General features: G+C 63.4%; 22 protein-coding genes and 2 tRNA genes. 12 read left to right on the forward strand and 12 right to left on the reverse strand.

Annotated elements, in window-relative coordinates; all coding sequences use genetic code 11:
- Nucleotides 1-3 precede the first annotated feature (3 nt).
- Complete coding sequence (mutY, locus tag ACODR6_RS05430) at nucleotides 4-1,095, reverse strand: A/G-specific adenine glycosylase (RefSeq protein WP_489021540.1); 1,092 nt, start codon at nucleotides 1,093-1,095, stop codon at nucleotides 4-6.
- 96 nt (nucleotides 1,096-1,191) lie between these two features.
- Between mutY and ACODR6_RS05435 the strand changes: the two genes are divergently transcribed.
- Nucleotides 1,192-1,677 (forward strand): DUF721 domain-containing protein, encoded by a 486-nt coding sequence (locus ACODR6_RS05435; RefSeq protein ID WP_112714324.1) that lies wholly within the window; start codon nucleotides 1,192-1,194, stop codon nucleotides 1,675-1,677.
- A 4-nt stretch (nucleotides 1,678-1,681) separates the two neighbouring features.
- On the opposite strand, the gene ACODR6_RS05440 is transcribed toward ACODR6_RS05435, so the two are convergent.
- The gene (locus ACODR6_RS05440; protein WP_489021311.1) at nucleotides 1,682-2,101 is read right to left on the reverse strand and encodes a type II toxin-antitoxin system VapC family toxin; all 420 of its coding nucleotides are present in this window, start codon (nucleotides 2,099-2,101) and stop codon (nucleotides 1,682-1,684) included.
- On the reverse strand, nucleotides 2,098-2,349 hold the full coding sequence (locus ACODR6_RS05445) for a FitA-like ribbon-helix-helix domain-containing protein (protein WP_489021313.1): 252 nt from the start codon (nucleotides 2,347-2,349) through the stop codon (nucleotides 2,098-2,100). Before ACODR6_RS05445 ends, ACODR6_RS05440 begins: the two co-directional genes overlap by 4 nt.
- Before the next feature lie 199 nt (nucleotides 2,350-2,548).
- Between ACODR6_RS05445 and ACODR6_RS05450 the strand changes: the two genes are divergently transcribed.
- The 3 genes from ACODR6_RS05450 to ppdK all read left to right on the forward strand — a co-directional run bounded on the left by ACODR6_RS05450 (nucleotide 2,549) and on the right by ppdK (nucleotide 10,018).
- Nucleotides 2,549-3,241, forward strand: a complete 693-nt coding sequence (locus ACODR6_RS05450; protein WP_199626362.1) for a DsbA family protein — start codon at nucleotides 2,549-2,551, stop codon at nucleotides 3,239-3,241.
- A 234-nt stretch (nucleotides 3,242-3,475) separates the two neighbouring features.
- Nucleotides 3,476-6,937: a chromosome segregation protein SMC gene (gene smc / locus ACODR6_RS05455; protein WP_489021315.1), complete on the forward strand. Its 3,462-nt coding sequence runs from the start codon at nucleotides 3,476-3,478 to the stop codon at nucleotides 6,935-6,937.
- Between the two features lie 414 nt (nucleotides 6,938-7,351).
- Nucleotides 7,352-10,018, forward strand: a complete 2,667-nt coding sequence (ppdK, locus tag ACODR6_RS05460) for a pyruvate, phosphate dikinase (RefSeq protein ID WP_489021317.1) — start codon at nucleotides 7,352-7,354, stop codon at nucleotides 10,016-10,018.
- Nucleotides 10,019-10,030: 12 nt separating this feature from the next.
- Here the strand turns inward: ppdK and ACODR6_RS05465 are convergent, their stop codons facing one another.
- Nucleotides 10,031-10,306, reverse strand: coding sequence for a hypothetical protein (locus ACODR6_RS05465; RefSeq protein ID WP_112712789.1), 276 nt, complete (start codon nucleotides 10,304-10,306; stop codon nucleotides 10,031-10,033).
- 98 nt (nucleotides 10,307-10,404) lie between these two features.
- Nucleotides 10,405-10,794: a hypothetical protein gene (locus ACODR6_RS05470; RefSeq protein ID WP_112712787.1), complete on the reverse strand. Its 390-nt coding sequence runs from the start codon at nucleotides 10,792-10,794 to the stop codon at nucleotides 10,405-10,407.
- A gap of 254 nt (nucleotides 10,795-11,048) precedes the next feature.
- Here ACODR6_RS05470 and ACODR6_RS05475 point away from each other — a divergent pair, with 254 nt between their 5' ends.
- Nucleotides 11,049-11,960, forward strand: coding sequence for a DUF1499 domain-containing protein (locus ACODR6_RS05475; RefSeq protein WP_489021320.1), 912 nt, complete (start codon nucleotides 11,049-11,051; stop codon nucleotides 11,958-11,960).
- On the opposite strand, the gene ACODR6_RS05480 is transcribed toward ACODR6_RS05475, so the two are convergent.
- Genes ACODR6_RS05480 through ACODR6_RS05495 form a run of 4 tightly spaced genes read right to left on the reverse strand, consistent with a single transcriptional unit; the run spans nucleotide 11,957 to nucleotide 15,308 of the window.
- A complete protein-coding gene (locus ACODR6_RS05480; RefSeq protein WP_489021322.1) occupies nucleotides 11,957-13,642 on the reverse strand; it encodes a saccharopine dehydrogenase family protein in 1,686 nt (561 codons plus the stop codon). The two genes, ACODR6_RS05475 and ACODR6_RS05480, sit on opposite strands and share 4 nt — an antisense overlap.
- On the reverse strand, nucleotides 13,639-14,097 hold the full coding sequence (locus ACODR6_RS05485) for a thiol-disulfide oxidoreductase DCC family protein (protein WP_489021324.1): 459 nt from the start codon (nucleotides 14,095-14,097) through the stop codon (nucleotides 13,639-13,641). Before ACODR6_RS05485 ends, ACODR6_RS05480 begins: the two co-directional genes overlap by 4 nt.
- Complete coding sequence (locus ACODR6_RS05490) at nucleotides 14,094-15,008, reverse strand: MBL fold metallo-hydrolase (protein ID WP_489021327.1); 915 nt, start codon at nucleotides 15,006-15,008, stop codon at nucleotides 14,094-14,096. Before ACODR6_RS05490 ends, ACODR6_RS05485 begins: the two co-directional genes overlap by 4 nt.
- Before the next feature lie 3 nt (nucleotides 15,009-15,011).
- Nucleotides 15,012-15,308, reverse strand: a complete 297-nt coding sequence (locus tag ACODR6_RS05495) for a cupin domain-containing protein (RefSeq protein ID WP_112714318.1) — start codon at nucleotides 15,306-15,308, stop codon at nucleotides 15,012-15,014.
- A gap of 147 nt (nucleotides 15,309-15,455) precedes the next feature.
- On the opposite strand from ACODR6_RS05495, the gene ACODR6_RS05500 reads away from it, so the two are divergent.
- Nucleotides 15,456-15,530 (forward strand) — tRNA-Gln (locus ACODR6_RS05500).
- Here ACODR6_RS05500 and ACODR6_RS05505 read toward each other — a convergent pair.
- The 3 genes from ACODR6_RS05505 to ACODR6_RS05515 form a co-directional block, all read right to left on the reverse strand.
- Nucleotides 15,531-15,788 carry a BrnA antitoxin family protein gene (locus ACODR6_RS05505; RefSeq protein ID WP_199626379.1) on the reverse strand — a complete coding sequence of 86 codons (258 nt, stop codon included), beginning with the start codon at nucleotides 15,786-15,788 and terminating at the stop codon, nucleotides 15,531-15,533. It abuts the tRNA gene before it with no gap.
- Nucleotides 15,754-16,041 (reverse strand): BrnT family toxin, encoded by a 288-nt coding sequence (locus ACODR6_RS05510; RefSeq protein WP_489021330.1) that lies wholly within the window; start codon nucleotides 16,039-16,041, stop codon nucleotides 15,754-15,756. The genes ACODR6_RS05505 and ACODR6_RS05510 overlap by 35 nt, the downstream gene beginning before the upstream one ends.
- A gap of 105 nt (nucleotides 16,042-16,146) precedes the next feature.
- On the reverse strand, nucleotides 16,147-16,560 hold the full coding sequence (locus tag ACODR6_RS05515; RefSeq protein WP_130278879.1) for a hypothetical protein: 414 nt from the start codon (nucleotides 16,558-16,560) through the stop codon (nucleotides 16,147-16,149).
- A gap of 271 nt (nucleotides 16,561-16,831) precedes the next feature.
- Here ACODR6_RS05515 and ACODR6_RS05520 point away from each other — a divergent pair.
- From ACODR6_RS05520 to ACODR6_RS05545, 6 genes are all read left to right on the forward strand, one after another.
- A tRNA-Pro gene (locus tag ACODR6_RS05520) sits at nucleotides 16,832-16,908 on the forward strand.
- Between the two features lie 57 nt (nucleotides 16,909-16,965).
- Nucleotides 16,966-17,208: a hypothetical protein gene (locus ACODR6_RS05525; protein WP_112712773.1), complete on the forward strand. Its 243-nt coding sequence runs from the start codon at nucleotides 16,966-16,968 to the stop codon at nucleotides 17,206-17,208.
- 234 nt (nucleotides 17,209-17,442) lie between these two features.
- Nucleotides 17,443-18,477 (forward strand): LacI family DNA-binding transcriptional regulator, encoded by a 1,035-nt coding sequence (locus ACODR6_RS05530; protein WP_413711133.1) that lies wholly within the window; start codon nucleotides 17,443-17,445, stop codon nucleotides 18,475-18,477.
- Between the two features lie 78 nt (nucleotides 18,478-18,555).
- Nucleotides 18,556-18,870, forward strand: a complete 315-nt coding sequence (locus ACODR6_RS05535) for an ArsR/SmtB family transcription factor (protein ID WP_130278842.1) — start codon at nucleotides 18,556-18,558, stop codon at nucleotides 18,868-18,870.
- A complete protein-coding gene (locus ACODR6_RS05540; RefSeq protein ID WP_489021334.1) occupies nucleotides 18,867-19,226 on the forward strand; it encodes an SRPBCC family protein in 360 nt (119 codons plus the stop codon). Before ACODR6_RS05535 ends, ACODR6_RS05540 begins: the two co-directional genes overlap by 4 nt.
- Nucleotides 19,227-19,271: 45 nt before the next feature.
- Nucleotides 19,272-19,883, forward strand: coding sequence for an ATP-dependent Clp protease proteolytic subunit (locus ACODR6_RS05545; protein WP_489021336.1), 612 nt, complete (start codon nucleotides 19,272-19,274; stop codon nucleotides 19,881-19,883).
- Nucleotides 19,884-19,968 lie beyond the last annotated feature (85 nt).

A 19,968-nucleotide genomic window follows, 5' to 3' on the forward strand; every position in this document is an offset into this window, starting at 1 on the left:
CTATCATTCCTTGGCTGATTTGAACGCGAGAGGAATAGCCGCTGCGATCGCTTTTTTCATGATGGTCGGCAGCGCCTGGGCTTCAAGATTTGTAACTGGCTCCCACCATCCGTCATTGATTTCAATGGGATCGGCAATGGCGACGCGGTAGATGGAGAGCCGCAGCTCGAAATGCGTGAAGACATGGGTGACCGTTCCCGACGCCTGCCAGTCGGCCGCAAAAGGTGCCGCATCCGTCCCGGTCGCCCCGTCGATCCGCGCCGTCCATCCTGTTGTCGGCACTTCCGTCATACCGCCGAGCAGGCCGCTTTCGATGCGCCGCCGCAGCAGGATCTCGCCTTCCGCGGTCACCGCGATGAAGGCTGCCCCAACGCGCACCGGCTTCTCCTTCTTCGCCGCCTTGACCGGAAATTTCTCGGGATCGTGCAGTCTCAGCGCCTCGCACGCATCCCTGAACGGACAGAGCGAACAGGCAGGCCGCTTCGGCGTACAGATCGTCGCCCCGAGATCCATCATCGCCTGCGCGAAATCGCCCGGCCGGTCGGCAGGCGTCAGCAGCGCCACCTTCTGCTTCATCAGCGGCTTGCCGGCGGGAAGGGGGGTGGCGATCGCATAGAGGCGGGAGATCACCCGCTCGACATTGCCATCCATCACCGCCGCTTGCCGGTTGAAGGCGATGGCGGCGACAGCCGCCGCCGTATAGTCGCCGATACCAGGAAGCGATTTCAGCCCTTCCTCGGTATCGGGAAAGATACCGGCATGACCGGCCGCGACAGCCTCGGCACATTTCTTCAGATTGCGCGCGCGGGCGTAGTATCCAAGTCCCGCCCAGGCCGCCATCACGTCCTCGCTCGGCGCCGCCGCCAGATCCTTCACCGTCGGCCAGCGCGCCAGGAAATTGGCGAAGTAGGGTTTGACCGCCTGCACCGTCGTCTGCTGCAGCATCACTTCGGAGAGCCAGACGCGATAGGGATCGGCCTTGATGCCGCGCGCCGCCATCGGCGGCGAGACGCGCCAGGGCAGGTCGCGATGGTGCCGGTCGTACCAGTCGAGCAGGTCTTTTGCGCTTGGCGCGATGAGTGTCGTGGAAGTCATCATTTACCGGAGTGCGGGGAGTGGCCTATAATTGGCGAAGCATTGCCGCCCGATCAAGGCAGCAACGCCAATTGGCGGCGGCATCAGAAGGTTTCGATGAGTTATCCACGCAAAGGTGAAAAGCAGATCTCCGAGCTGGCGAACGGGCTGATCGATCCCGTGCTCGCCAAGCGCGCCGGTATCAACACCGCGCTCCTCGGCTCATGGGACGAAATCGCCGGCGAGGACTTTGCCGATTGCACCCGCCCCGAAAAGATCGCCTGGGCCCGCGGCAGCGAAGATGGCACCTACAAGCCCGGCGTCCTGACGATCGCCTGCGAAGGCGCACGCGCCCTGTTCCTCACCCACGCGCAAGGCGAACTCATCCAGCGCATCAACAGCTTCTTCGGCTTCTCCGCCGTCCACCAGATCCGTATCGTCCAGAAACCGGTCTCCCAAGCCAGCAAACGCTCCCGCACCCCGCCACCGCTGAAAGGTGAGGCAGCCCGCAAGCTCGAAGGCATGATGGAAGGCATCGAGGGCGACAAGCTGCGCGAGGCGGTGAAGCGGCTGGGCACAGCGGTGCTGGGGAAGCGGCGGTAAAGCCCTAGCTTTCCCACGGATTGATGATCGGCACCCCGGCCGCCTCGAAAGGCGCCACGTCCCGCGTCGCGACGGTAAAGCCGCGTGTTCTGGCGATTGCCGCAATCTGGCCATCGGCCATGGAGATGACGCGGCCTGCGCTGCGTGCTCTTCCGATCAGCGGCGCAAATTCCCTTGCTGCCGGTTCATCGAAGGGCAGTACCCGATCCTCGAACAAGCGCGCCATCAACTCAACAAGCTTCTGATGAAGCCCTGCCTTTCTGCGGCCATCGGGAAGAACCTCGATACCGGACAGCAATTCGGCAAGATTGACCGACGTGAGATAAAGTGTTTCCGCCGCTTGATCGTCCAGCCAGGCGAGCACCTTCGGATCGGCATCGGGCTTCATCGGCTCCGAAATCACGTTGGTGTCGAGAATGATCATTCGAAGTCCGCGGCATCGACAGGTGTCTGATCGCGTTCGAAGATCAGATCCGCATCGCCGATCTCCTTGGCGAAGGCGGCTAATTCCGAACCGATCTTCAGCCGCCCGGATGGCCTGACGGCCTCTTCGAGAATACTGCGAATTTCGGCCTCGGTACTTCGGCCATTCTTCGCCGCCCGCTGCTTCAATGCGCGGTGCGTTTCTCCGGGCAGGTTACGAACCACAATAGCGGACATCTTCGCCTCCATATCGCACTCATGATATCATTTTACTATAAATGATATCAACGCCAATTTTCCCCGCCAATCGCGCTAGATGAAGAACAATTCATCCTATAGCCTTTGCAAGGTCACAATTCTTTGAAGAAAGTTGGCCAAGCGTGCCTTGTTCGCGGCCATTGGCCGTTATATCGCAGATGCAGCCGCCACTTTTGTTTATGGGGAACCCATGCAGCTTTCTGAAATGCAACTGACGAAGCGCCAGCTCATGAGCGGTGTCGCCGCAGCGACCGCGACGCTCGCGCTCTCCACCGCGGCCCATGCAGCGGTTGAAATGCCGCAGCCGGAAGGCGATGTCGATATGGAAGCGGTGCTGAAGCCCGGCGAGCTGCCGGAAATGGCACTCGGCCCGGAAGATGCGAAGGTCAAGATCGTCGAATACATGTCGATGACCTGCCCGCATTGCGCCCACTTCCACAACACCACCTTCGACGAGATCAAGAAGAAGTATGTCGAAACGGGCAAGGTCCGTTTCATCATCCGCGAGTTCCCCTTCGATCCGGCCGCCGCCGCCGCCTTCATGCTGGCGCGCTGCAACGCCTCTGACCCGACGAAGCTCAGCACGCCGGAACAGTATTTCCCGATGGTCTCCATGCTCTTCAAGCAGCAGGAAACCTGGGCTGCCGCCGACGATCGCCGCGCCGCACTTCTGCAGATGTCCAAACTCGCTGGATTTAGTGAGGATAGCTTTACGAAGTGCTTGACGAACCAGAAGCTTCTGGATGAAGTGAACGCGACCCGGGAAAGGGGCTCCAAGGAGTTCGGTGTCAACGCCACGCCGACTTTCCTGATCAACGGCAAGCGTTACGCTGGGGACATGACGGTTGACTCCATGTCGGCACTTATCGACAGCCTGCTCTGAACCGTACCGTTTTGATCTGACGGGCGGCGGCGAAAGCCGCGCGCCCGTCTTTTATTACGCGTTTTCCCTTCTCCCCCGCGAGGAGAAGGTGCCCGAAGGGCGGATGAGGGGGCCACGGAGCGCAAGCTTCAAGGTGTCCCTACGCCGTTCTTCGATAGGGACCTCTCGTGTGCGGCCCCCTCATCCGGCTCTTCGAGCCACCTTCTCCCCGAGGGGAGAAGGGGAGAATACGGCATGAAGTTCAACAAGCTCCGCCTTGTCGGCTTCAAATCCTTCGTAGAACCGACTGAATTCATCATCGAGCGCGGCCTCACGGGCGTCGTCGGGCCGAATGGCTGCGGCAAGTCCAATCTTGTCGAGGCGCTCCGCTGGGTGATGGGCGAGAATTCCTACAAGAACATGCGCGCATCCGGCATGGATGACGTCATCTTCTCCGGCTCCGGCAACCGCCCGGCGCGCAACACCGCCGAAGTCGCCCTCTACCTCGACAATGGCGAGCGCACCGCGCCTGCCGCCTTCAACGACAGCGACGAAATCCAGGTCACCCGCCGCATCGAGCGCGAGCAGGGCTCGATCTACCGCATCAACGGCAAGGAAAGCCGCGCCAAGGATGTGCAGCTGCTGTTTGCCGATGCCTCGACCGGCGCCCGCTCGCCGTCGATGGTCGGCCAGGGGCGCATCGGCGAGCTGATCTCCGCCAAGCCGCAGGCCCGCCGCCAGCTGCTGGAAGAAGCGGCTGGCATTTCTGGTCTCCATTCCCGCCGCCACGAAGCCGAGCTTCGCCTGCGCGCCGCCGAAAGCAATCTCGAGCGCCTCGACGACGTCACCTCGCAGCTCGAAAGCCAGATCGAGAGCCTGAAGCGTCAGGCACGTCAGGCAAACCGCTTCAAGACGCTGTCTGCCGATATCCGCGCCCGCGAGGCGATGCTGCTGCATATCCGCTGGGTGCAGGCCAAGGAAGCCGAAGCCGAGGCCGACAGCGCGCTGAACCAGGCCACCGTCGTCGTCGCCGAGAAAGCGCAGATCCAGATGGAGGCGGCGAAGTCTCAGGGCATCGCCAGCCTCAAGCTGCCGGAGCTGCGCGATGCCGAGGCGCGCGCTGCCGCCGCCCTGCAGCGCCTGCAGATCGCCAAGACGCAGCTGGAAGAGGATGCCAACCGCATCCTGCGCCGCCGCGACGAGCTGACCCGCCGCCTGACGCAGCTTGCCGAGGACATCCGCCGCGAAGAGCGTCTTGTCTCGGACAATGCCGAAATCCTCGCGCGCCTCGATGCCGAAGAGGCCGATATCACCGAGATCCTCGCAGACTCCGGCCGCCACGCCGATGAGCTTCGCGAAGCCTTCGAGGAAGCCGCCGCCAAGCTGTCGGACAGCGAGCGCATCTTCACCGCGCTGACCGCCGAGCGCGCCGAAGCTGCCGCCGGCCGCAACCAGCTGGAACGCGCCATCCGCGATCTCGCCGATCGCAAGATGCGCCTCGAGCGCCAGATGGACGAGGCAAACCGCGAACTCTCCGCCATCGAGGAAAAGGTCTCGGCGCTTCCCGATCCCGAGGAGAAGCGCGCGATGGTCGAGGCGGGCGAGATCGCCGTTGCCGAGGCCGAAGCTGCGATCCAGGCGGTCGAACAGGCGCTCGCCGAAGCCCGCCGCACCGAGGCGCTTTCGCGTGCCCCGGTCGATGAAGCCCGCGCCAAGCTTAATGGTCTGGAGACCGAAGCCCGCACCATCCAGCGCATGCTGGCTGCCGGTGCCGCCGCAGGCGAGTTCCCGCCGGTTGCCGAAGAGCTGCGCGTCGACCGCGGTTTCGAGACGGCGCTTGGTGCCGCACTCGGCGACGATCTGGAATCGCCGCTTGATCCGAAGGCGCCGGCCCACTGGTCCGAAAACGGCGATGGCGCCGCTGACCCCGCATTGCCCGCGGGCGCCGCGCCGCTCCTGAACCATGTCCGCGCGCCCGCCGCCCTGACGCGCCGCCTGAAGCAGATCGGCCTCGTTGTCGAAGCCGATGCCCGCCGCCTCGTGCGCGATCTGAAGCCCGGCCAGCGCCTGGTCACCAAGGAAGGCGCCGTTTATCGCTGGGATGGCCATGTCACCGGCGCCGATGCGCCGAGCGCCGCCGCCCTCCGCCTTGCCCAGAAGAACCGCCTTGCGGAACTGGAGAACGAAGTCTCGCTCGCCCGCGATGTTCTGGCCGAAGCCGAGGAGCGGCTTGCCGCTGCTGCCGAAGGCATTCGCGGCGAGGAGCGCCGCCTCAACGATGCTCGCGACATGAGCCGCCTGTCGGCCCGTCATCTCGCCGAAGCGCGTGATGCGCTTGCCGCCGCCGAGCGCGCCTCCGGCGATCTCGTGCGCCGCCGCGATGTCGTTGCCGAGGCCGTCAGCCAGCTGCAGTCGCAGCAGGAAGACCTCTCGATCCAGGAAGAGAATGCCCGCATCGAGCTGGAAGACGCGCCCGATCTGACGGCGATCGACGAGCGGCTGCGCCTGCAGCAGGTCGAAGTCGCGACCGATCGTGGCCTTGCTGCCGAAGCCCGCGCCCGCCACGAAAGCCTGAACCGCGAAAACGACGCCCGCCAGCGCCGCATCGTGGCGATCGGCCAGGAGCGCGAAACCTGGCGGCAGCGCGCCGCCAGCGCCGAAGACCATATCGCAACGCTCCGCGACCGCGAGGAAGAAGCCCGCGACGAAGCCGCCGAGCTGGAAATGGCGCCGGATGAATTCGACGACAAGCGCCGGGCGCTGCTGAGCGAGCTGCAGAAGGCCGACGAATCCCGCCGCAACGCCGCCGATCTGCTTGCCGCAGCCGAGCTCGTCCAGCGCGATGCCGACCACAAGGCCGCCACCGCGCTGTCGGAACTCGCCGAAAGCCGCGAGCGCCGCGGCCGCGCCGAAGAGCGTCTCGTCTCCGCCCGCGAAAAACGGCAGGAGAGCGAAGGCCGCATCCGCGAGGCGCTGAACGTCGCCCCGCACGAAGCCTTCCGCCTCACCGGCCTTCAGCCGATGCAGGCAATTCCGGATCCGCGCGAAGTCGAGCGTGATCTCGAGCGCCTGAAGATGGAGCGCGAGCGTCTCGGCGCCGTCAACCTGCGGGCCGAGGAAGAGCAGAAAGAGCTCAGCGAAAAACTCGAAGCGCTGATCAAGGAGCGCGACGACGTCATCGACGCCATCCGCAAGCTGCGCGGCGCGATCCAGAGCCTGAACCGCGAAGGCCGCGAGCGGCTGATCGCCGCTTTCGACGTGGTCAACGGCCAGTTCCAGCGCCTCTTCACCCACCTTTTCGGCGGCGGCACTGCCGAGCTGCAACTGATCGAATCCGACGATCCCCTCGAAGCCGGCCTCGAAATCCTGGCGCGACCGCCCGGCAAGAAGCCTCAGACCATGACGCTGCTCTCCGGCGGCGAGCAGGCGCTGACCGCCATGGCGCTGATCTTTGCGGTGTTCCTCACCAACCCGGCGCCGATCTGCGTGCTGGACGAAGTGGACGCGCCGCTCGACGATCACAATGTCGAGCGCTATTGCAACCTGATGGATGAGATGGCCGCTTCGACGGAAACGCGATTCGTGATCATCACTCACAATCCGATCACCATGGCCCGCATGAATCGCCTATTTGGTGTGACGATGGCAGAGCAGGGCGTCTCACAGCTTGTATCCGTCGACCTTCAGACGGCCGAACGTCTGCGCGAAACCGCTTGAAAACAATAGCTTTTCAAGAAAACCCCAAAAAAGTACGGGTCTGGCGGAAACCTTAACCCAATTGGGTGATGCTTTCAGCTTGCTTTTGCATTAGAAGTTGTCCTAGCGAATAAAGAGATTGCTGAAAAGTGAGCTCCGTCGCGCATGTTGGATACTGCTAGACGGTCCGGGACGAGGGCAAAAACCGGGCTTGATGGCATAGGTGGACCCCCCGTCCAGTTTTCCTGGCTGGACGGAAATAAGGCTTTGCGGGACCGTTGTTGCAGTCCCGCAAAGCTTTTTTTATGCGCTTCCCTCATTAAAACGGTTTGATGTCCCGCATTCATTGTGCGGTGCAACATTTTGCCGTATTTGTCGATTTTCATTTCCGGACCAAGGGATTAAGGTGGTCCCGGAGAATGAGACGGGGGGAAGATGTCCAAGCTGGTCTATACGTTCGGAAACGGGCAGGCGGAAGGCCGTGCGCGCGACCGGGACGTTCTGGGAGGCAAGGGCGCCAATCTTGCCGAAATGTGCGCGCTGGGACTTCCCGTTCCGCCCGGCCTGACGATCGTCGCCGATGCCTGCACCACCTATTACAAGAATGGCCGCACGCTCGAAGACGCCCTGAAGGAGCAGATCCGCAGCGGCCTCGAAGGAATCGAGAAGGCGACCGGCCGCCGCTTCGGCGATACCGCCCATCCGCTTCTCCTCTCCGTCCGTTCCGGCGCCCGCGTCTCGATGCCGGGCATGATGGATACGGTGCTCAATCTCGGCCTCAACGACGAGACGGTGCAGGCGCTCGGCCACGATGCCGGCGACGCGCGCTTTGCCTGGGATAGCTACCGCCGCTTCATCCAGATGTATGCCGATGTCGTCATGGGCCTCGATAACGAGGTCTTCGAGGAAATCCTCGAGGACGAGAAGGCAAGGCTCGGCCACGAATATGATACCGAGCTGACTGCCGCCGAATGGCAGCATATCGTCACGCTCTACAAGGATATCATCGAAGAAGAGCTCGGCGAAGCCTTCCCGCAGGAGCCGGAAGTCCAGCTCTGGGGCGCCGTCGGCGCCGTTTTCGCCAGCTGGATGAGCGCGCGCGCCGTCACCTACCGCATGCTCCACAATATTCCGGAAGTCTGGGGCACGGCGATCAACATCCAGGCGATGGTCTTCGGCAATCTCGGCAATGCCTCGGCAACCGGCGTCGCTTTCACCCGCAATCCCTCGACCGGCGAAAAGTCCTTCTATGGCGAGTTCCTGGTCAATGCCCAGGGCGAGGATGTCGTCGCCGGTATCCGCACGCCGCAGAGTATCACGGAGGAGGGGCGGCTGAATTCCGGTTCGGAGCGCCCGTCGCTCGAAAAGCTGATGCCCGAGGCCTTTGCCGAGCTCACCCGCATCTGTTCGGAGCTCGAAGCACATTACCGCGACATGCAGGACATCGAGTTCACCATCGAGCGCGGCAAGCTCTGGATGCTGCAGACCCGCTCCGGCAAGCGCTCCACCCGCGCCGCCATGCGGATCGCCGTCGATATGGTCGATGAGCGGCTGATCACCGAAGAGGAAGCGGTGCTGCGCATCGAGCCCTCGACGCTCGACCAGCTTCTGCACCCGACCATTGATCCGCGCGTCCAGCGCCAGGTGATCGGCAGTGGCCTGCCGGCGTCTCCGGGAGCGGCGACCGGCGCCATCGTCTTCACTGCCGAAGAGGCGGTTGCGGCGGAGGAGGAGGGGCGCAAGGTCATCCTGCTGCGCGTCGAGACCAGCCCGGAAGATATCCATGGCATGCACGCCGCCGAAGGCATTCTCACCACCCGCGGCGGCATGACCAGCCACGCCGCCGTCGTCGCCCGCGGCATGGGCATCCCCTGCGTCGTCGGCGCCGGCACGATGCGTATCGATCTGCGCAACGAACGCCTGATCGGCGTCGGCGTCACGCTGAAGAAGGGCGATATCATCACCATCGATGGCTCTGCCGGCCAGGTGCTGAAGGGCGAAGTGCCGATGATCCAGCCGGAACTCTCCGGCGATTTCGGCCGCATCATGGGCTGGGCGGATCGCGTCCGCCGCATGACCGTGCGCACCAATGCCGATACGCCGGCCGATGCCCGCGCCGCCCGTTCCTTCGGTGCCGAAGGCATCGGCCTTTGCCGCACCGAGCACATGTTCTTCGAGGGCGACCGCATCCATGTGATGCGCGAGATGATCCTGGCGGAAGACGAAAAGGGCCGCCGCGCCTCGCTCGACAAGCTGCTGCCGATGCAGCGGCTGGATTTCACCAGCCTGTTCAACGTCATGCACGGCCTGCCGGTTACCATCCGCCTGCTCGATCCGCCGCTCCACGAATTCCTGCCGAAGTCGGATGAGGAAATCGCCGATGTGGCGGCGGCCATGGGCATGGAGCCTCATGCCCTGCGCCAGCGCGTCGATGCGCTGCACGAGTTCAACCCGATGCTCGGCCATCGCGGCTGCCGCCTGGCGATCTCCTATCCTGAAATCGTCGAGATGCAGGCCCGCGCCATCTTCGAGGCCGCGGTCGCCGCCGCCCACGAAACCGGTGCCGCCGTCGTCCCCGAGATCATGGTGCCGTTGGTCGGCCTGCGCTCCGAACTCGATTACGTCAAGGAACGCATCGATACGATCGCCAAGGCGGTCATGGCCGAAGCCGACATGAAGATCGATTATCTCGTCGGCACGATGATCGAGCTGCCGCGCGCGGCCCTGCGCGCCCATACGATCGCTGAGGCCGCCGAATTCTTCTCCTTCGGCACCAACGACCTGACGCAGACCACTTTCGGCATCTCGCGCGACGACGCCTCGGCCTTCATCCCCACTTACCAGCGCAAGGGCATCATCGAGCATGACCCCTTCATCTCGCTGGATTTCGATGGCGTCGGCGAGCTGATCAGCATTGCCGCCGAGCGCGGCAGGCGCACCCGCAACGACATGAAGCTCGGCATTTGCGGTGAACATGGCGGTGATCCCGCCTCGATCCATTTCTGCGAAAGGATCGGCCTCGACTACGTCTCCTGCTCGCCCTTCCGCGTGCCGATCGCACGGCTGGCGGCAGCGCAGGCCGCCATCAACGGCGGCCACTGAGGCAGGTCAATTCTAGCGGCGGTAATAGTAGCGCGGGTAGTAACGCGGCCCGGCCATGAAGTCGTCGAAGTTCTCGTCCGCCTGGATGCGGAAGGCGCGGGCATCGGCCCGGCGGTCGAGATCGATGCGCTGCAGACAGGTGGCGAAACCGTTGGTGCCCGGCTTGAAACCGTAGCTCAGGCACTGCCGCTCATCGGCCGCGCGCCGCTCTTCAGGCGTCATCGTCTGGCAGGCCGAAAGGCCGATCGCCAGGGCAGCGAGCGTGAGTGAGAGGGCGGAAAGACGCATGGTACAGTCTCCGGTGCGTGAAACGGTCGTCCGGACATGAGGCGATTTGCGAGCCCGCGTCAACACCGCATCAACAGCCTGAGACAACGCGGCTGCAGTCAGATTCGTTCCAGCACTTCGATGAAGGCATCGGCAAAGCGCACCAGATGGACGGTATCCTCGTCGGGCGCCTGCATCCGGATCTCGACGCCGTCACGGTCGAGCACGGCGAGCACCACCCGCATGTCGTCGCTCGATGTCGGAACCCGCAGCACCGCGATGCGGCGGCAGTCCTCGATCAGGCCGGCTGCAGGCAGGTCGAAAAGGAACTCTCCGCCAGCCTTTCCGGCAGCGGTGCGCACGGCTTCGCAGAAACCTGCTTCGCCGCCATTATAGCCTTCCAGCGAGAGCTCCAGTTCAAGAAGCTCCATCGGCAGGAAGGGTTCTGATGAATCGACGGCACCGAGCGCCGGCGATTGCTGTCTTTCGGTCATTTCCGGTGAAAGCATGGCTCTTCTCCTGAAACGCGCATGCTTTTGCCTTAAGCATGCTTCAAACCTCCCGGTAGCATGAAAGCCCGCCAGAATGGCCATTTTACGGCATATCAGATGTCGCTCATAAATGCCATCTCCGCCTTTCGGTGGATTGGCGGCGCTGACGAGAGACAACAGTTTCAAAAACTAGGCGAATCTTGCCATAAACAAGGTGTGGGTGCTTCGCGTGTCCGCGACGGGCGTGTGCCCGCGTATAACCGGTAAGTTTGATGGCCATCCGTTTCGACCGCCCCGTTTCCAGTTCGGCCCGCTTCGCGCGGCGCTTCGGAGCGTTTGCGCTGGTCCTCTGGGTGGCCGTGCTCGCCGCCCATCGCTTCGGCGGCCTCGCCACGCCCTACATGGTGCTGCTCGTTCTCGTCGCCACCGGATGTGCTGCGCTCGCCGTGCTGCTGGCGCTCGTCGGCCTGAGAAGCCTGTGGCTGACAGGCGCCGAAGGCGGCCTCGACGCGCTGAAGGCGATCATCTTTGCCGCGGCACCATTGGCTTTCGGCGGTCTCGCCGTCGAGCGCTACTTCACGCTGCCTGAGATCTACGATGTCTCCACCGATCTCGTCTCGGCGCCGGAATGGCTTTCCCAGCCGCATGCCGACCAGATCTGGATGAAGCGCAGCCCCGAAGTAACTGGCGCCGACCGCGAAAAGCAGCTGGAAGCCTATCCCGAACTGACGGGCCGCCGCTACGAAGGCGCCATTGACCGCGTTCTGGAAGCCGTCAAGAAAGTCGCCCGCCAGAATGGCATCGTCATCACCAAGACCAGCGATGCCAGTGATCCCGGCCGCGATCTCGAAGACGTGCCCGCCAAGCCGCCGGCACCCGGCGCCGGTGATGCCGTGGCCGAAGCGCCCGATCAGGTGCCGGTGCCGACCCCGCGCCCCTATGACGACGATGTTGCCAAGCTGATCCGCGGCGCCAATGGCGTCACCCTGCAGGGCGAGGACAAGACCCTCATTCTCGGCCTGCGCTTCGATGTCATCATCCGCCTGCGCGAAGAGGCCGAGACCACCTTCGTCGATATCCGCGTCGCCTCGCGCTACGGCCCGCACGATCTCGGCTTCAGTGCCGCCCTCGCCGACCAGTTCCTGGAAGCGCTGGATTCAGAGCTCCTCGGCATCGCTGGCTAATCGGGCATCAGCCAGCCGGTATAGCGCACGATCAGCCCGGTCAGCGGTCCGCCGATCTCCACATGGAAATGAAAGCGCCCATCGCGCTCCTCCTCGAACGTATCGCCATCCGGTGCGAGAAACAGCGGTAGAGTTACGCCGAATATCTGCCATCCCCGGGTCACCAGGCGCATCCGCCCGCTCTCGGGCACGAGCGCGATATAGACACGGACCGGCCCGAACTCTTCCGCCAACAGATGCGCATGCCGCCCGGTGCCCTCAAGCTGGCGGCTCAAGAACCGCCGCCCGCCGAAATCGCGCAGCCATGTCTCCCGCCCGTCTTCGACGGTGAAAGTAACGTTGACGCGAATATCCTCCGCCGCCCTGGGAAAGCCGATCACCGCGGCCACCATCGAAGCAAGCAACCCCTTGCCCCGCTCCACCCGCGCCCGGCCGGACACGCGGTATTCGCCGCCGCTGACGGAATGCATCGCCGCGACAGCCGGCGGCAATGCAGCCCAGGCATCGCCCAGCACCCGCCGATAAAGCGGCAGATCGCGATCGCCAGCGCGATGCCGCCGTATCCCGGTCCGGATCGCCAGCGGCCGGAATGCCGCCTCGAATGCCGATAGCGGCACTTCGCCGATCGCCGGCCGCGCCCCGGAGCCCGGCCGCTGGCCATCCGCAAGCGCCCGCAGCAGCGCCGCCGCGCCGGTCACCGGAATGAACGGCCCATCATCGCCCTCGGCGATCAGATGCCAATCGGCCCGATAGTCCCCACCATCAAGCCCCTTGCCCTCGACCGATACGAACATGCCGCCGCGATGTTCGCCAAAGGCAAGACGGCGGCTCGCGGCATGGATGAACGCGGCAAACGGCGAAAGCGACGGCAGCAGCCCGAAACGCACCATCCGCGCCGCCAGCCGCAGCAGCGATTGCAGCCAGCGCGGCTCCGTTCCCGCGCCGGTGAACGCGGTCTTCAGCCCCGGAAAGCGCATCGGCAGCAGCGCAAGATCCGGCGCATCCGCCAGCAGAAAATCCCGCGCACGCAACGGCACGGCCCCAGGCGGCGCGATCACCATCCGCCTGAAATCTACAAGGCCAACGCCATCCTGCACCCGCCCGTCCTTCGTCATCGGCACAGGCTTCCCGGCATAGCTAGCAATCGCTTTGATGACATTGAGCCCGATGCCGGCACGCGGGGAGGGCGCAATGCCCGCACTGACGCCGGTGACCTCACTGAATTCGGCGGCAAGCATTTCCGCTGCCGCGAAGGAGAGCGCCGGAAAGCTGCTGAGCCCCGACAGCACGAAGACATCGCGGTCCCGAGCCGCCGCATCGAGGGCGCCGATCCCGGCAACGAAGGCCCGGCTGTCGGCCAGATCGAGATAGGAGATGCCGAGCGCGATCGCCGCTTCCGCCACCCGGTAACGATCCTCTCCCATCGCCTGAAACGGGCCGGATGCATCGACGACGACCGATGGCATCAGCGCCGTCAGCTGTGGGATCAGCTCCGCATCGCGATCAAACCGCGTGCCCTCAGCCTGACCGCCGAGCTCCGCCGCAAATCCACGAGCCTTCTCTAGCGACCGGCCCCCGATGATCAGGCGAAAGCGCGGATCGTCTTTCAGCAGCCGCGCCAATCGGCTGCCGAAGGTGCCGTAACCGCCTATGATGAGCACGCGAAGCCCGCTGCTTGTCATCCCAGAAAACGGCTCCTCACTTCGGCCGTCGGCACGAAACAGCTGCTGCTGCGCCCGGCGATCCGCAGCCGGTTGCGGGCGATGAATTCGTAGAGCCGGTCGGCAAGCGCCCGCGGCAGGACGCGGAAGACGGTGACGAGCGACCAGGGAAAGCCGAGCCCGGCAATCATCCGGATCGAGCCGTCGGACTTGAAATGCGCGACGCCCCTGTCGATGAAGATGTTGGTCTCGTAATCGCGGCTGTCCAGCCCGTAGTGCCGATAGAGCGCCTCGCCGAGCGGCGATTGCGCCGTCAGAAACCGGTAGCGCCGGGCTTTGTCGTGCTTCAGTGCAAACTTCACCCAGCCGGAGCAGAAGATGCATTCGCCGTCGAAGATGATCAGCGGCTGATCATCGGGAAAGGCGGGAACGCCGGCATCACTGCGAAAGCTGTAGGCATCCCTCGGCCCGCTCATTTGACCACCCAGTAATCGCCTGTCAGCGACGGCGGGCCGTTGGTCTCCACCTTGCCGCGCTCGACGAGATCCTCGATATGCGCCAGCACCGAAAGCGCCGCCGCCCCATGGAGCCGCGGATCGGTATCGCGGTAGATCGCCTTCACCATGTCGGCGATCTTCCGGTCTCCCGTCTTGATCCGCTCCAGAACCGCCCGCTCGCGCATACGCCGGTGCGTCTTCAGCGCTCTTAGAAAGGTCAGCGGGTGTTTCACCGGGCCGCCGTGGCCGGGCAACAGCAGATGGTCGCGCCGGGCAATCAGCGTGTCGAGCGAAGCCATGTAATCGGCCATCGATCCGTCCGGTGGCGCAACGATCGAGGTCGCCCATGCCATTACGTGATCGCCGGACAACAGGATGTCGCTACCCTCGAGAGCAAAAGCCAGGTGATTGGCCGCATGCCCGGGCGTCGCGATCGCCCTGAGAACAAAGCCGTCACCTTCGATCACGTCGCCATCGGCGAGCGGAATATCCGGCACGAAACCCATGTCGGAACTCTCCGAGAAGGGATTGACCTCTCCCGCATGAAGCGGCCGCGAGGCCCGGTGCGGCCCTTCGCCGGCGGTCGGCGCGCCGGTCGCCGCCTTCAGCCGCGCCGCAAGCGGCGAGTGGTCGCGATGCGTATGGGTGATCAGGATATGCGAGACGCGCCGTTGGCCGAGCGCAGCCATCAGCGCCTCGAAATGCGCATCGTTCTCCGGCCCCGGATCGACCACGGCAACGGTATCGCCCGCGCCGACGATATAGCTGTTGGTGCCGTGAAAGGTGAAAGGGCTCGGATTGTTGGCCGTCAGCCGCTGGATGCCGGGCGCAACGGCAACGGGCGTGCCATAGGCCGGGTCGAAACTCAGGTCGAATCGCGGGCTCGGCATGATCTACTTGTATTCGATCTCGATGAAGGACATCGGCTGATCGCCGGCATTGACGACATTATGCTCGGTACCCGCCTCGCGCCGGTAGGCGGCACCCTTGGCAATATCCACCCGGCGGCTTTCCGCCCCTTCCTCGATCAGAAAGGCGCAATCCGTCATCGGCACCACGACATAGCCGTATCCATGCGTGTGCACCCCGGTATCGGCCCCCGGCTCGAAGTCCCAGCGGGTGATGCGCACCACGGCATCGTCAAGCAGCAGCGTCGCAAGGGCAGGCGGGCGGGCACGGTACTGGCTCATGGCAACTCCGGCAGGCATTCATATCTCGCCCGAAGACCTACCACGCCTGCCGCCCGCGCGCACAGAAATATGCTGGCCCGCCGAACTTAGTGATTGTGACGCGCCACCACCTTTGCTAATCAGGCCTCGCTTCCGCAAAAGCTCTGGTGGGGCGTCGCCAAGCGGTAAGGCACCGGTTTTTGGTACCGGCATTCCCAGGTTCGAATCCTGGCGCCCCAGCCACTATCTCTTCAGCGTCTTCGCATAAGATTCCAGCACCGCGTTCATGCGCGTCTGGTAGCCTTTGCCGAGCGCTTTGTAAGCATCGAGCACCGATTTCTTGACGCGGATCGTCACCGGTTGCGTGCGATCCGGTCCGGCGAGCTCCGCCTTCTCCCAAAAGGCATCATCCAGCTCCGGAATGTCGCTGAAGTCGATATCCTCGTCGGGCATCGCAGCCAGTTCTTCAGCGCTCAGTTCTTTTTTGTATTTCGTCGCCATATCGTTTCCTTTCGGACCGGCTTGCCGCCCGCGCGGAGATCAGGCGCGTGACGCCGTTCCGGTCGGTATGCACCACCGTCAGCACGGTAAGCTCGCCGACCTTGCCGATGCTGATGTCCCGGACTTCGCCATAGTCAAAGCGCCGATCCCGGACGGTAAAGATGAAGCCATCGAAAATCCGGCAGGCGGTGTCGAAGCTGACACCGTGCTTTTCGATATTCAGCCGGTTCTTCTCATCGTCCCATTCAAACATGTCTAAAGAATGTTATGACAATTTGTATGTACACGCAATCCGATGCCACAAACGAAAACAGGCGGCCTCTCGGCCGCCTGCATCAAACCCGATCGCTGATCCCGATCAGCCTGCCGGCTGGGCCGGGGCCAGGAATTCGGCGCAGTAGGACTTGCCGCTTTCGCCGGGCATGTCGTTGACCGTGCGGATGCTGCGGATCGTGTAGTCGGAGTTGGTGGTGATTTCGGCCTGGCAGCGCAGGTACATGGTGCGGGCCGGTGCCGTCTGCTTGCCGCGCTTGCCGTTGTCGCCTTCGGCATATTTCGCCGGAACGCGCACGGTCTTGTAGCCGCCCTTCCAGGTGTAGACGACGGAGGAGCCGTTTTCGGCGTCGCTCAGCGGCGGGCCGTAGGCAGCAAAGAACTTTCCGGCCGACTGGCCGTTCCAGCGTGCGGAAACGGGATCGCCGGCAGAAGGAATGGTCGTGCAGCCGGCAAGCGCAATAGCGAGCCCGGCCGCGGCAAAGGTGCGGAGTTTCATATGTATCGTCCCTGAATTGTCGCGCATTCGACGGCGGGAATCGCTATGTCCGAGCGGTTTCCGCTTGTCCCGGAAAGCGCTTTAGCGCGGAACCCGGCAAAAGAAAATTGCCCTTCATTCGCATTTGCGAAATTTGCGGCCGGTGTGGCTTTTTGTTGCAGTTCATGGCGTCCCAAGCGGCCATTCGCGAGCCTCGAAAAAATGCGTCAGTTTTTTGAAATTTGGCGCTTGCGCAATAAGATGGGCCGTTCTATAGAGGCGCCGCTGGTCACGGAGTGTAGCGCAGTCTGGTAGCGCACCACGTTCGGGACGTGGGGGTCGCAAGTTCGAATCTTGCCACTCCGACCAGCCGAAAACCCCGCTCCGGCGGGGTTTTTTCTTTTATGGCTTTGCGAGTGCATCCTCATGGACATGGACGGCGAGAAGACGGTCGAGACGATCAGCGAGCGGGCCTGTATCGACAGCAACGGTCTGCCGGTCAGGCTCTATGAGCGCCGCCATCTGATCGTGACGCAGACGGCAGCCGGTGTGCGCCGCTATCCAGGCGCGCGGTTCTGGTGCACCGCCGAAGGCGATGCCGTCAGGTTGATCGACAGTTCGATGTTCGAAGTGGTCGAAAGCGGCGAGCTGCTGGTCGCCATGGAGTGAGCGCTGCGGCCGCTCCATCATCTCCAAACTGTCTATTTTTAGAGAATCTAGACAGTTTCCCACGGCTGGTGATCCAATCCCGCGCCGCGAGCGTATCTAAAAGCGCTGCAAACGCAGCCCCTTGCTTAGCCTTTCGTCGCAAAAGCAAAAGGGTTAGTGGACTCTAATTTAATTTCTCTTCACAAAGGCATCTGCGAGTCGAAGGGGGAGGGGGTCGCAGCGTGTAATGCCGGAATGGGGAATGAAGTGCCGGGTAGGGAAAGCAAGCGCTCAGCGCATGTCAGATTGAGCGATGTCGCAAAGAAGGTGGGCGTCAGTCCCATCACCATCTCCCGGGCACTGCGCAATCCGGAGATCGTTTCCGAAGATCTGCGTCAGCTCATCCTGCGCACCGTAGATGAGATGGGCTATGTCCCGAACCTCGCGGCCCGCGCGCTCGCCAGCCGTCATAGCGGCGTCGTCGGCGTCATTACGCCGGCCCTCCATCAGCACTCCTTTACCGATATCATGAGCGGCATCGAGGATCGCCTGCGGGCGACGGACCTGCGCGTCCAATATGCCAATACGCTCTATGATCCCGACCAGGAAATGAACCAGCTGAAATCCTTCCTGGCGCAGAAGCCGGCCGGCATCATCGTTGCCGGTGCGGAATATTACGATGCGCTGGCGCCGCTTTTGAGCGCCGCTGCCTGCCCCGTTGCCCATATCGTCGATTCCAGCCAGAAGGCCGAGGGCCTGGTCGCCGCCGTCGATCACTATGCGGCGGGTGCTGCCGCCACCCGCATGCTGCTGTCGAAGAACTACCGCCGCATCGCCTTCGTCGGCTGCCGCCGCGATACCCGCCCGCGCCGCCGTTTCGATGGATATGCCGATGTCATGCGCGAAGCCGGCTGTTTCGACGAGGCACTGGTCGCAAGCCAGGTGGGTGCAATCGGCATCGGCGCCGGACGCGAGCTCTTCAGCAAGCTGGTGGAGGTCGCGCCGGATGTCGACGCGGTCTTCTGCCAGAGCGACGACCTCGCCGTCGGCGCGCTTCTCGAATGCTGGACACGCGGCCTGCGCGTCCCCGAGGATATCGGCATCTGCGGCTTCAACGATCTCGATTACGCGATCCATTGCGAACCGGCGCTGACGACGGTCAGCATCCCGCGCTACGATATCGGCCACCGCGTCGCCGATATGCTGCTGAAGGCTGTCCGCGAGGAAGAGCCGTACGAAGCCCATGTCGATTTCGGCTTCAAGATCGTCGAGCGCGGCTCCACCCGCTAGACGCTATCTCCATAACACCGCCAGAAACCTGCCGCGAAATCGCTTGCGAATCGCATAAGTGCGTGCTTATGTGTTTGCATGATAGAGAACGATTTCTTCCGGGCTTTGGCAGACCCGACCCGCCGCGCGATCTTTGAAAAGCTGGCGGCAGGCAGCATGAACGCCAGCGCCTTGCGCGAGGGCATGGAGATCAGCCAGCCGGCGATGTCGCAGCACCTCGCGGTTCTGCGCAGCGCAAGGCTCGTCAGGGAAGAGCGGCAGGGGCGGTTCGTGATCTACGAGGTCGATCCCGATGGGCTGGCTCTCATCGCCCAGTGGCTGGCGAAATACCGCGCCTACTGGCCGGACCGTATCGCAGCACTCAAAGTCTTGCTGAAGGACATGGATCAATGAGCGAAGCGCAGGTGAGCGAGCAGGAGAGCGGCATCGAGCTGGAGTTCGACCTCGGCGATCCGCCACAAAAGGTCTGGCGCGCCGTCACCATTCGCGAACTTAGGGAAAGGTGGTTGCCGAAGGAATCCTTGGCCGATCCCGATGCGATATCGGTCACCCCCGGTGAGCAGGTTCGCTACAGGCTGCGCGACGACACGCCGCCTTTCCTTGAAAGTATCGTGACCTTCACGCTCACCCCGAATGCCGATGGCGGCACGTGCCTGCGGATCGTCCACGAGCTCACGGACGCGAGGCTCGATGAAATGACCAGAGCGCCGGCAAACAGCAACAGCCCGCTGCTCATGCTCGCCGCCTGACGGCGAGCCTTCCCCCCTCAAAATCTGAAAGCCTGGAGGTCGCCGATGCGCGAAGCGATGCAACTCGTCCCTATGGTCGTCGAACAGTCCAGCCGCGGGGAGCGATCCTTTGATATCTTCTCCCGGCTGCTGCGCGAGCGGATCATCTTCCTCAATGGCGAGGTCAACGATACCGTCTCGGCGCTCGTCTGCGCGCAACTGTTGTTTCTGGAAGCGGAAAACCCCAGAAAGCCGATCCATCTCTATATCAATTCGCCGGGCGGCGTCGTGACCAGCGGCCTAGCCATGTACGACACCATGCATTACATCCGTGCCCCCGTGCATACGCTGTGCATGGGCACCGCCCGGTCGATGGGCTCGTTCCTGCTGATGTCCGGCCAGCCGGGCGAACGCACGGCGCTTCCTAATGCCAGCATCCACATTCACCAGCCGCTGGGCGGATTCCAGGGGCAGGCGTCGGATATGCTGATCCATGCGGAGGAAATGCAGAAGACCAAGCACCGCATGACACGGCTTTACGCCGAACATTGCGGGCGTTCCTACGAAGACTTCGAGCGCGCGATGGATCGCGACCGCTTCATGACGGCGGAGGAGGCGCTGGAATGGGGTCTTATCGACCGCATCCTGAAGGTTCGGGAAGACACGGGCGAACTATAGGCCGCGCTTCAGAAATCTCATGTCTGAGAAACGCTCTCGATGACCGGCCAAAACAATGGCCGGTCATCGCAGGTCTTATCCGTTC

This window comes from Rhizobium sp. FG96, assembly GCF_057808655.1.

Bases quoted from the DNA above. Each gene is read 5' to 3' on its own strand.
- mutY (WP_489021540.1), bottom strand. From the start codon at position 1,095: ATGACTTCCACGACACTCATCGCGCCAAGCGCAAAAGACCTGCTCGAC.
- ACODR6_RS05435 (WP_112714324.1), top strand. From the start codon at position 1,192: ATGAGTTATCCACGCAAAGGTGAAAAGCAGATCTCCGAGCTGGCGAAC.
- ACODR6_RS05440 (WP_489021311.1), bottom strand. From the start codon at position 2,101: ATGATCATTCTCGACACCAACGTGATTTCGGAGCCGATGAAGCCCGAT.
- ACODR6_RS05445 (WP_489021313.1), bottom strand. From the start codon at position 2,349: ATGGAGGCGAAGATGTCCGCTATTGTGGTTCGTAACCTGCCCGGAGAA.
- ACODR6_RS05450 (WP_199626362.1), top strand. From the start codon at position 2,549: ATGCAGCTTTCTGAAATGCAACTGACGAAGCGCCAGCTCATGAGCGGT.
- smc (WP_489021315.1), top strand. From the start codon at position 3,476: ATGAAGTTCAACAAGCTCCGCCTTGTCGGCTTCAAATCCTTCGTAGAA.
- ppdK (WP_489021317.1), top strand. From the start codon at position 7,352: ATGTCCAAGCTGGTCTATACGTTCGGAAACGGGCAGGCGGAAGGCCGT.
- ACODR6_RS05465 (WP_112712789.1), bottom strand. From the start codon at position 10,306: ATGCGTCTTTCCGCCCTCTCACTCACGCTCGCTGCCCTGGCGATCGGC.
- ACODR6_RS05470 (WP_112712787.1), bottom strand. From the start codon at position 10,794: ATGCTTTCACCGGAAATGACCGAAAGACAGCAATCGCCGGCGCTCGGT.
- ACODR6_RS05475 (WP_489021320.1), top strand. From the start codon at position 11,049: ATGGCCATCCGTTTCGACCGCCCCGTTTCCAGTTCGGCCCGCTTCGCG.
- ACODR6_RS05480 (WP_489021322.1), bottom strand. From the start codon at position 13,642: ATGACAAGCAGCGGGCTTCGCGTGCTCATCATAGGCGGTTACGGCACC.
- ACODR6_RS05485 (WP_489021324.1), bottom strand. From the start codon at position 14,097: ATGAGCGGGCCGAGGGATGCCTACAGCTTTCGCAGTGATGCCGGCGTT.
- ACODR6_RS05490 (WP_489021327.1), bottom strand. From the start codon at position 15,008: ATGCCGAGCCCGCGATTCGACCTGAGTTTCGACCCGGCCTATGGCACG.
- ACODR6_RS05495 (WP_112714318.1), bottom strand. From the start codon at position 15,308: ATGAGCCAGTACCGTGCCCGCCCGCCTGCCCTTGCGACGCTGCTGCTT.
- ACODR6_RS05505 (WP_199626379.1), bottom strand. From the start codon at position 15,788: ATGGCGACGAAATACAAAAAAGAACTGAGCGCTGAAGAACTGGCTGCG.
- ACODR6_RS05510 (WP_489021330.1), bottom strand. From the start codon at position 16,041: ATGTTTGAATGGGACGATGAGAAGAACCGGCTGAATATCGAAAAGCAC.
- ACODR6_RS05515 (WP_130278879.1), bottom strand. From the start codon at position 16,560: ATGAAACTCCGCACCTTTGCCGCGGCCGGGCTCGCTATTGCGCTTGCC.
- ACODR6_RS05525 (WP_112712773.1), top strand. From the start codon at position 16,966: ATGGACATGGACGGCGAGAAGACGGTCGAGACGATCAGCGAGCGGGCC.
- ACODR6_RS05530 (WP_413711133.1), top strand. From the start codon at position 17,443: ATGGGGAATGAAGTGCCGGGTAGGGAAAGCAAGCGCTCAGCGCATGTC.
- ACODR6_RS05535 (WP_130278842.1), top strand. From the start codon at position 18,556: ATGATAGAGAACGATTTCTTCCGGGCTTTGGCAGACCCGACCCGCCGC.
- ACODR6_RS05540 (WP_489021334.1), top strand. From the start codon at position 18,867: ATGAGCGAAGCGCAGGTGAGCGAGCAGGAGAGCGGCATCGAGCTGGAG.
- ACODR6_RS05545 (WP_489021336.1), top strand. From the start codon at position 19,272: ATGCGCGAAGCGATGCAACTCGTCCCTATGGTCGTCGAACAGTCCAGC.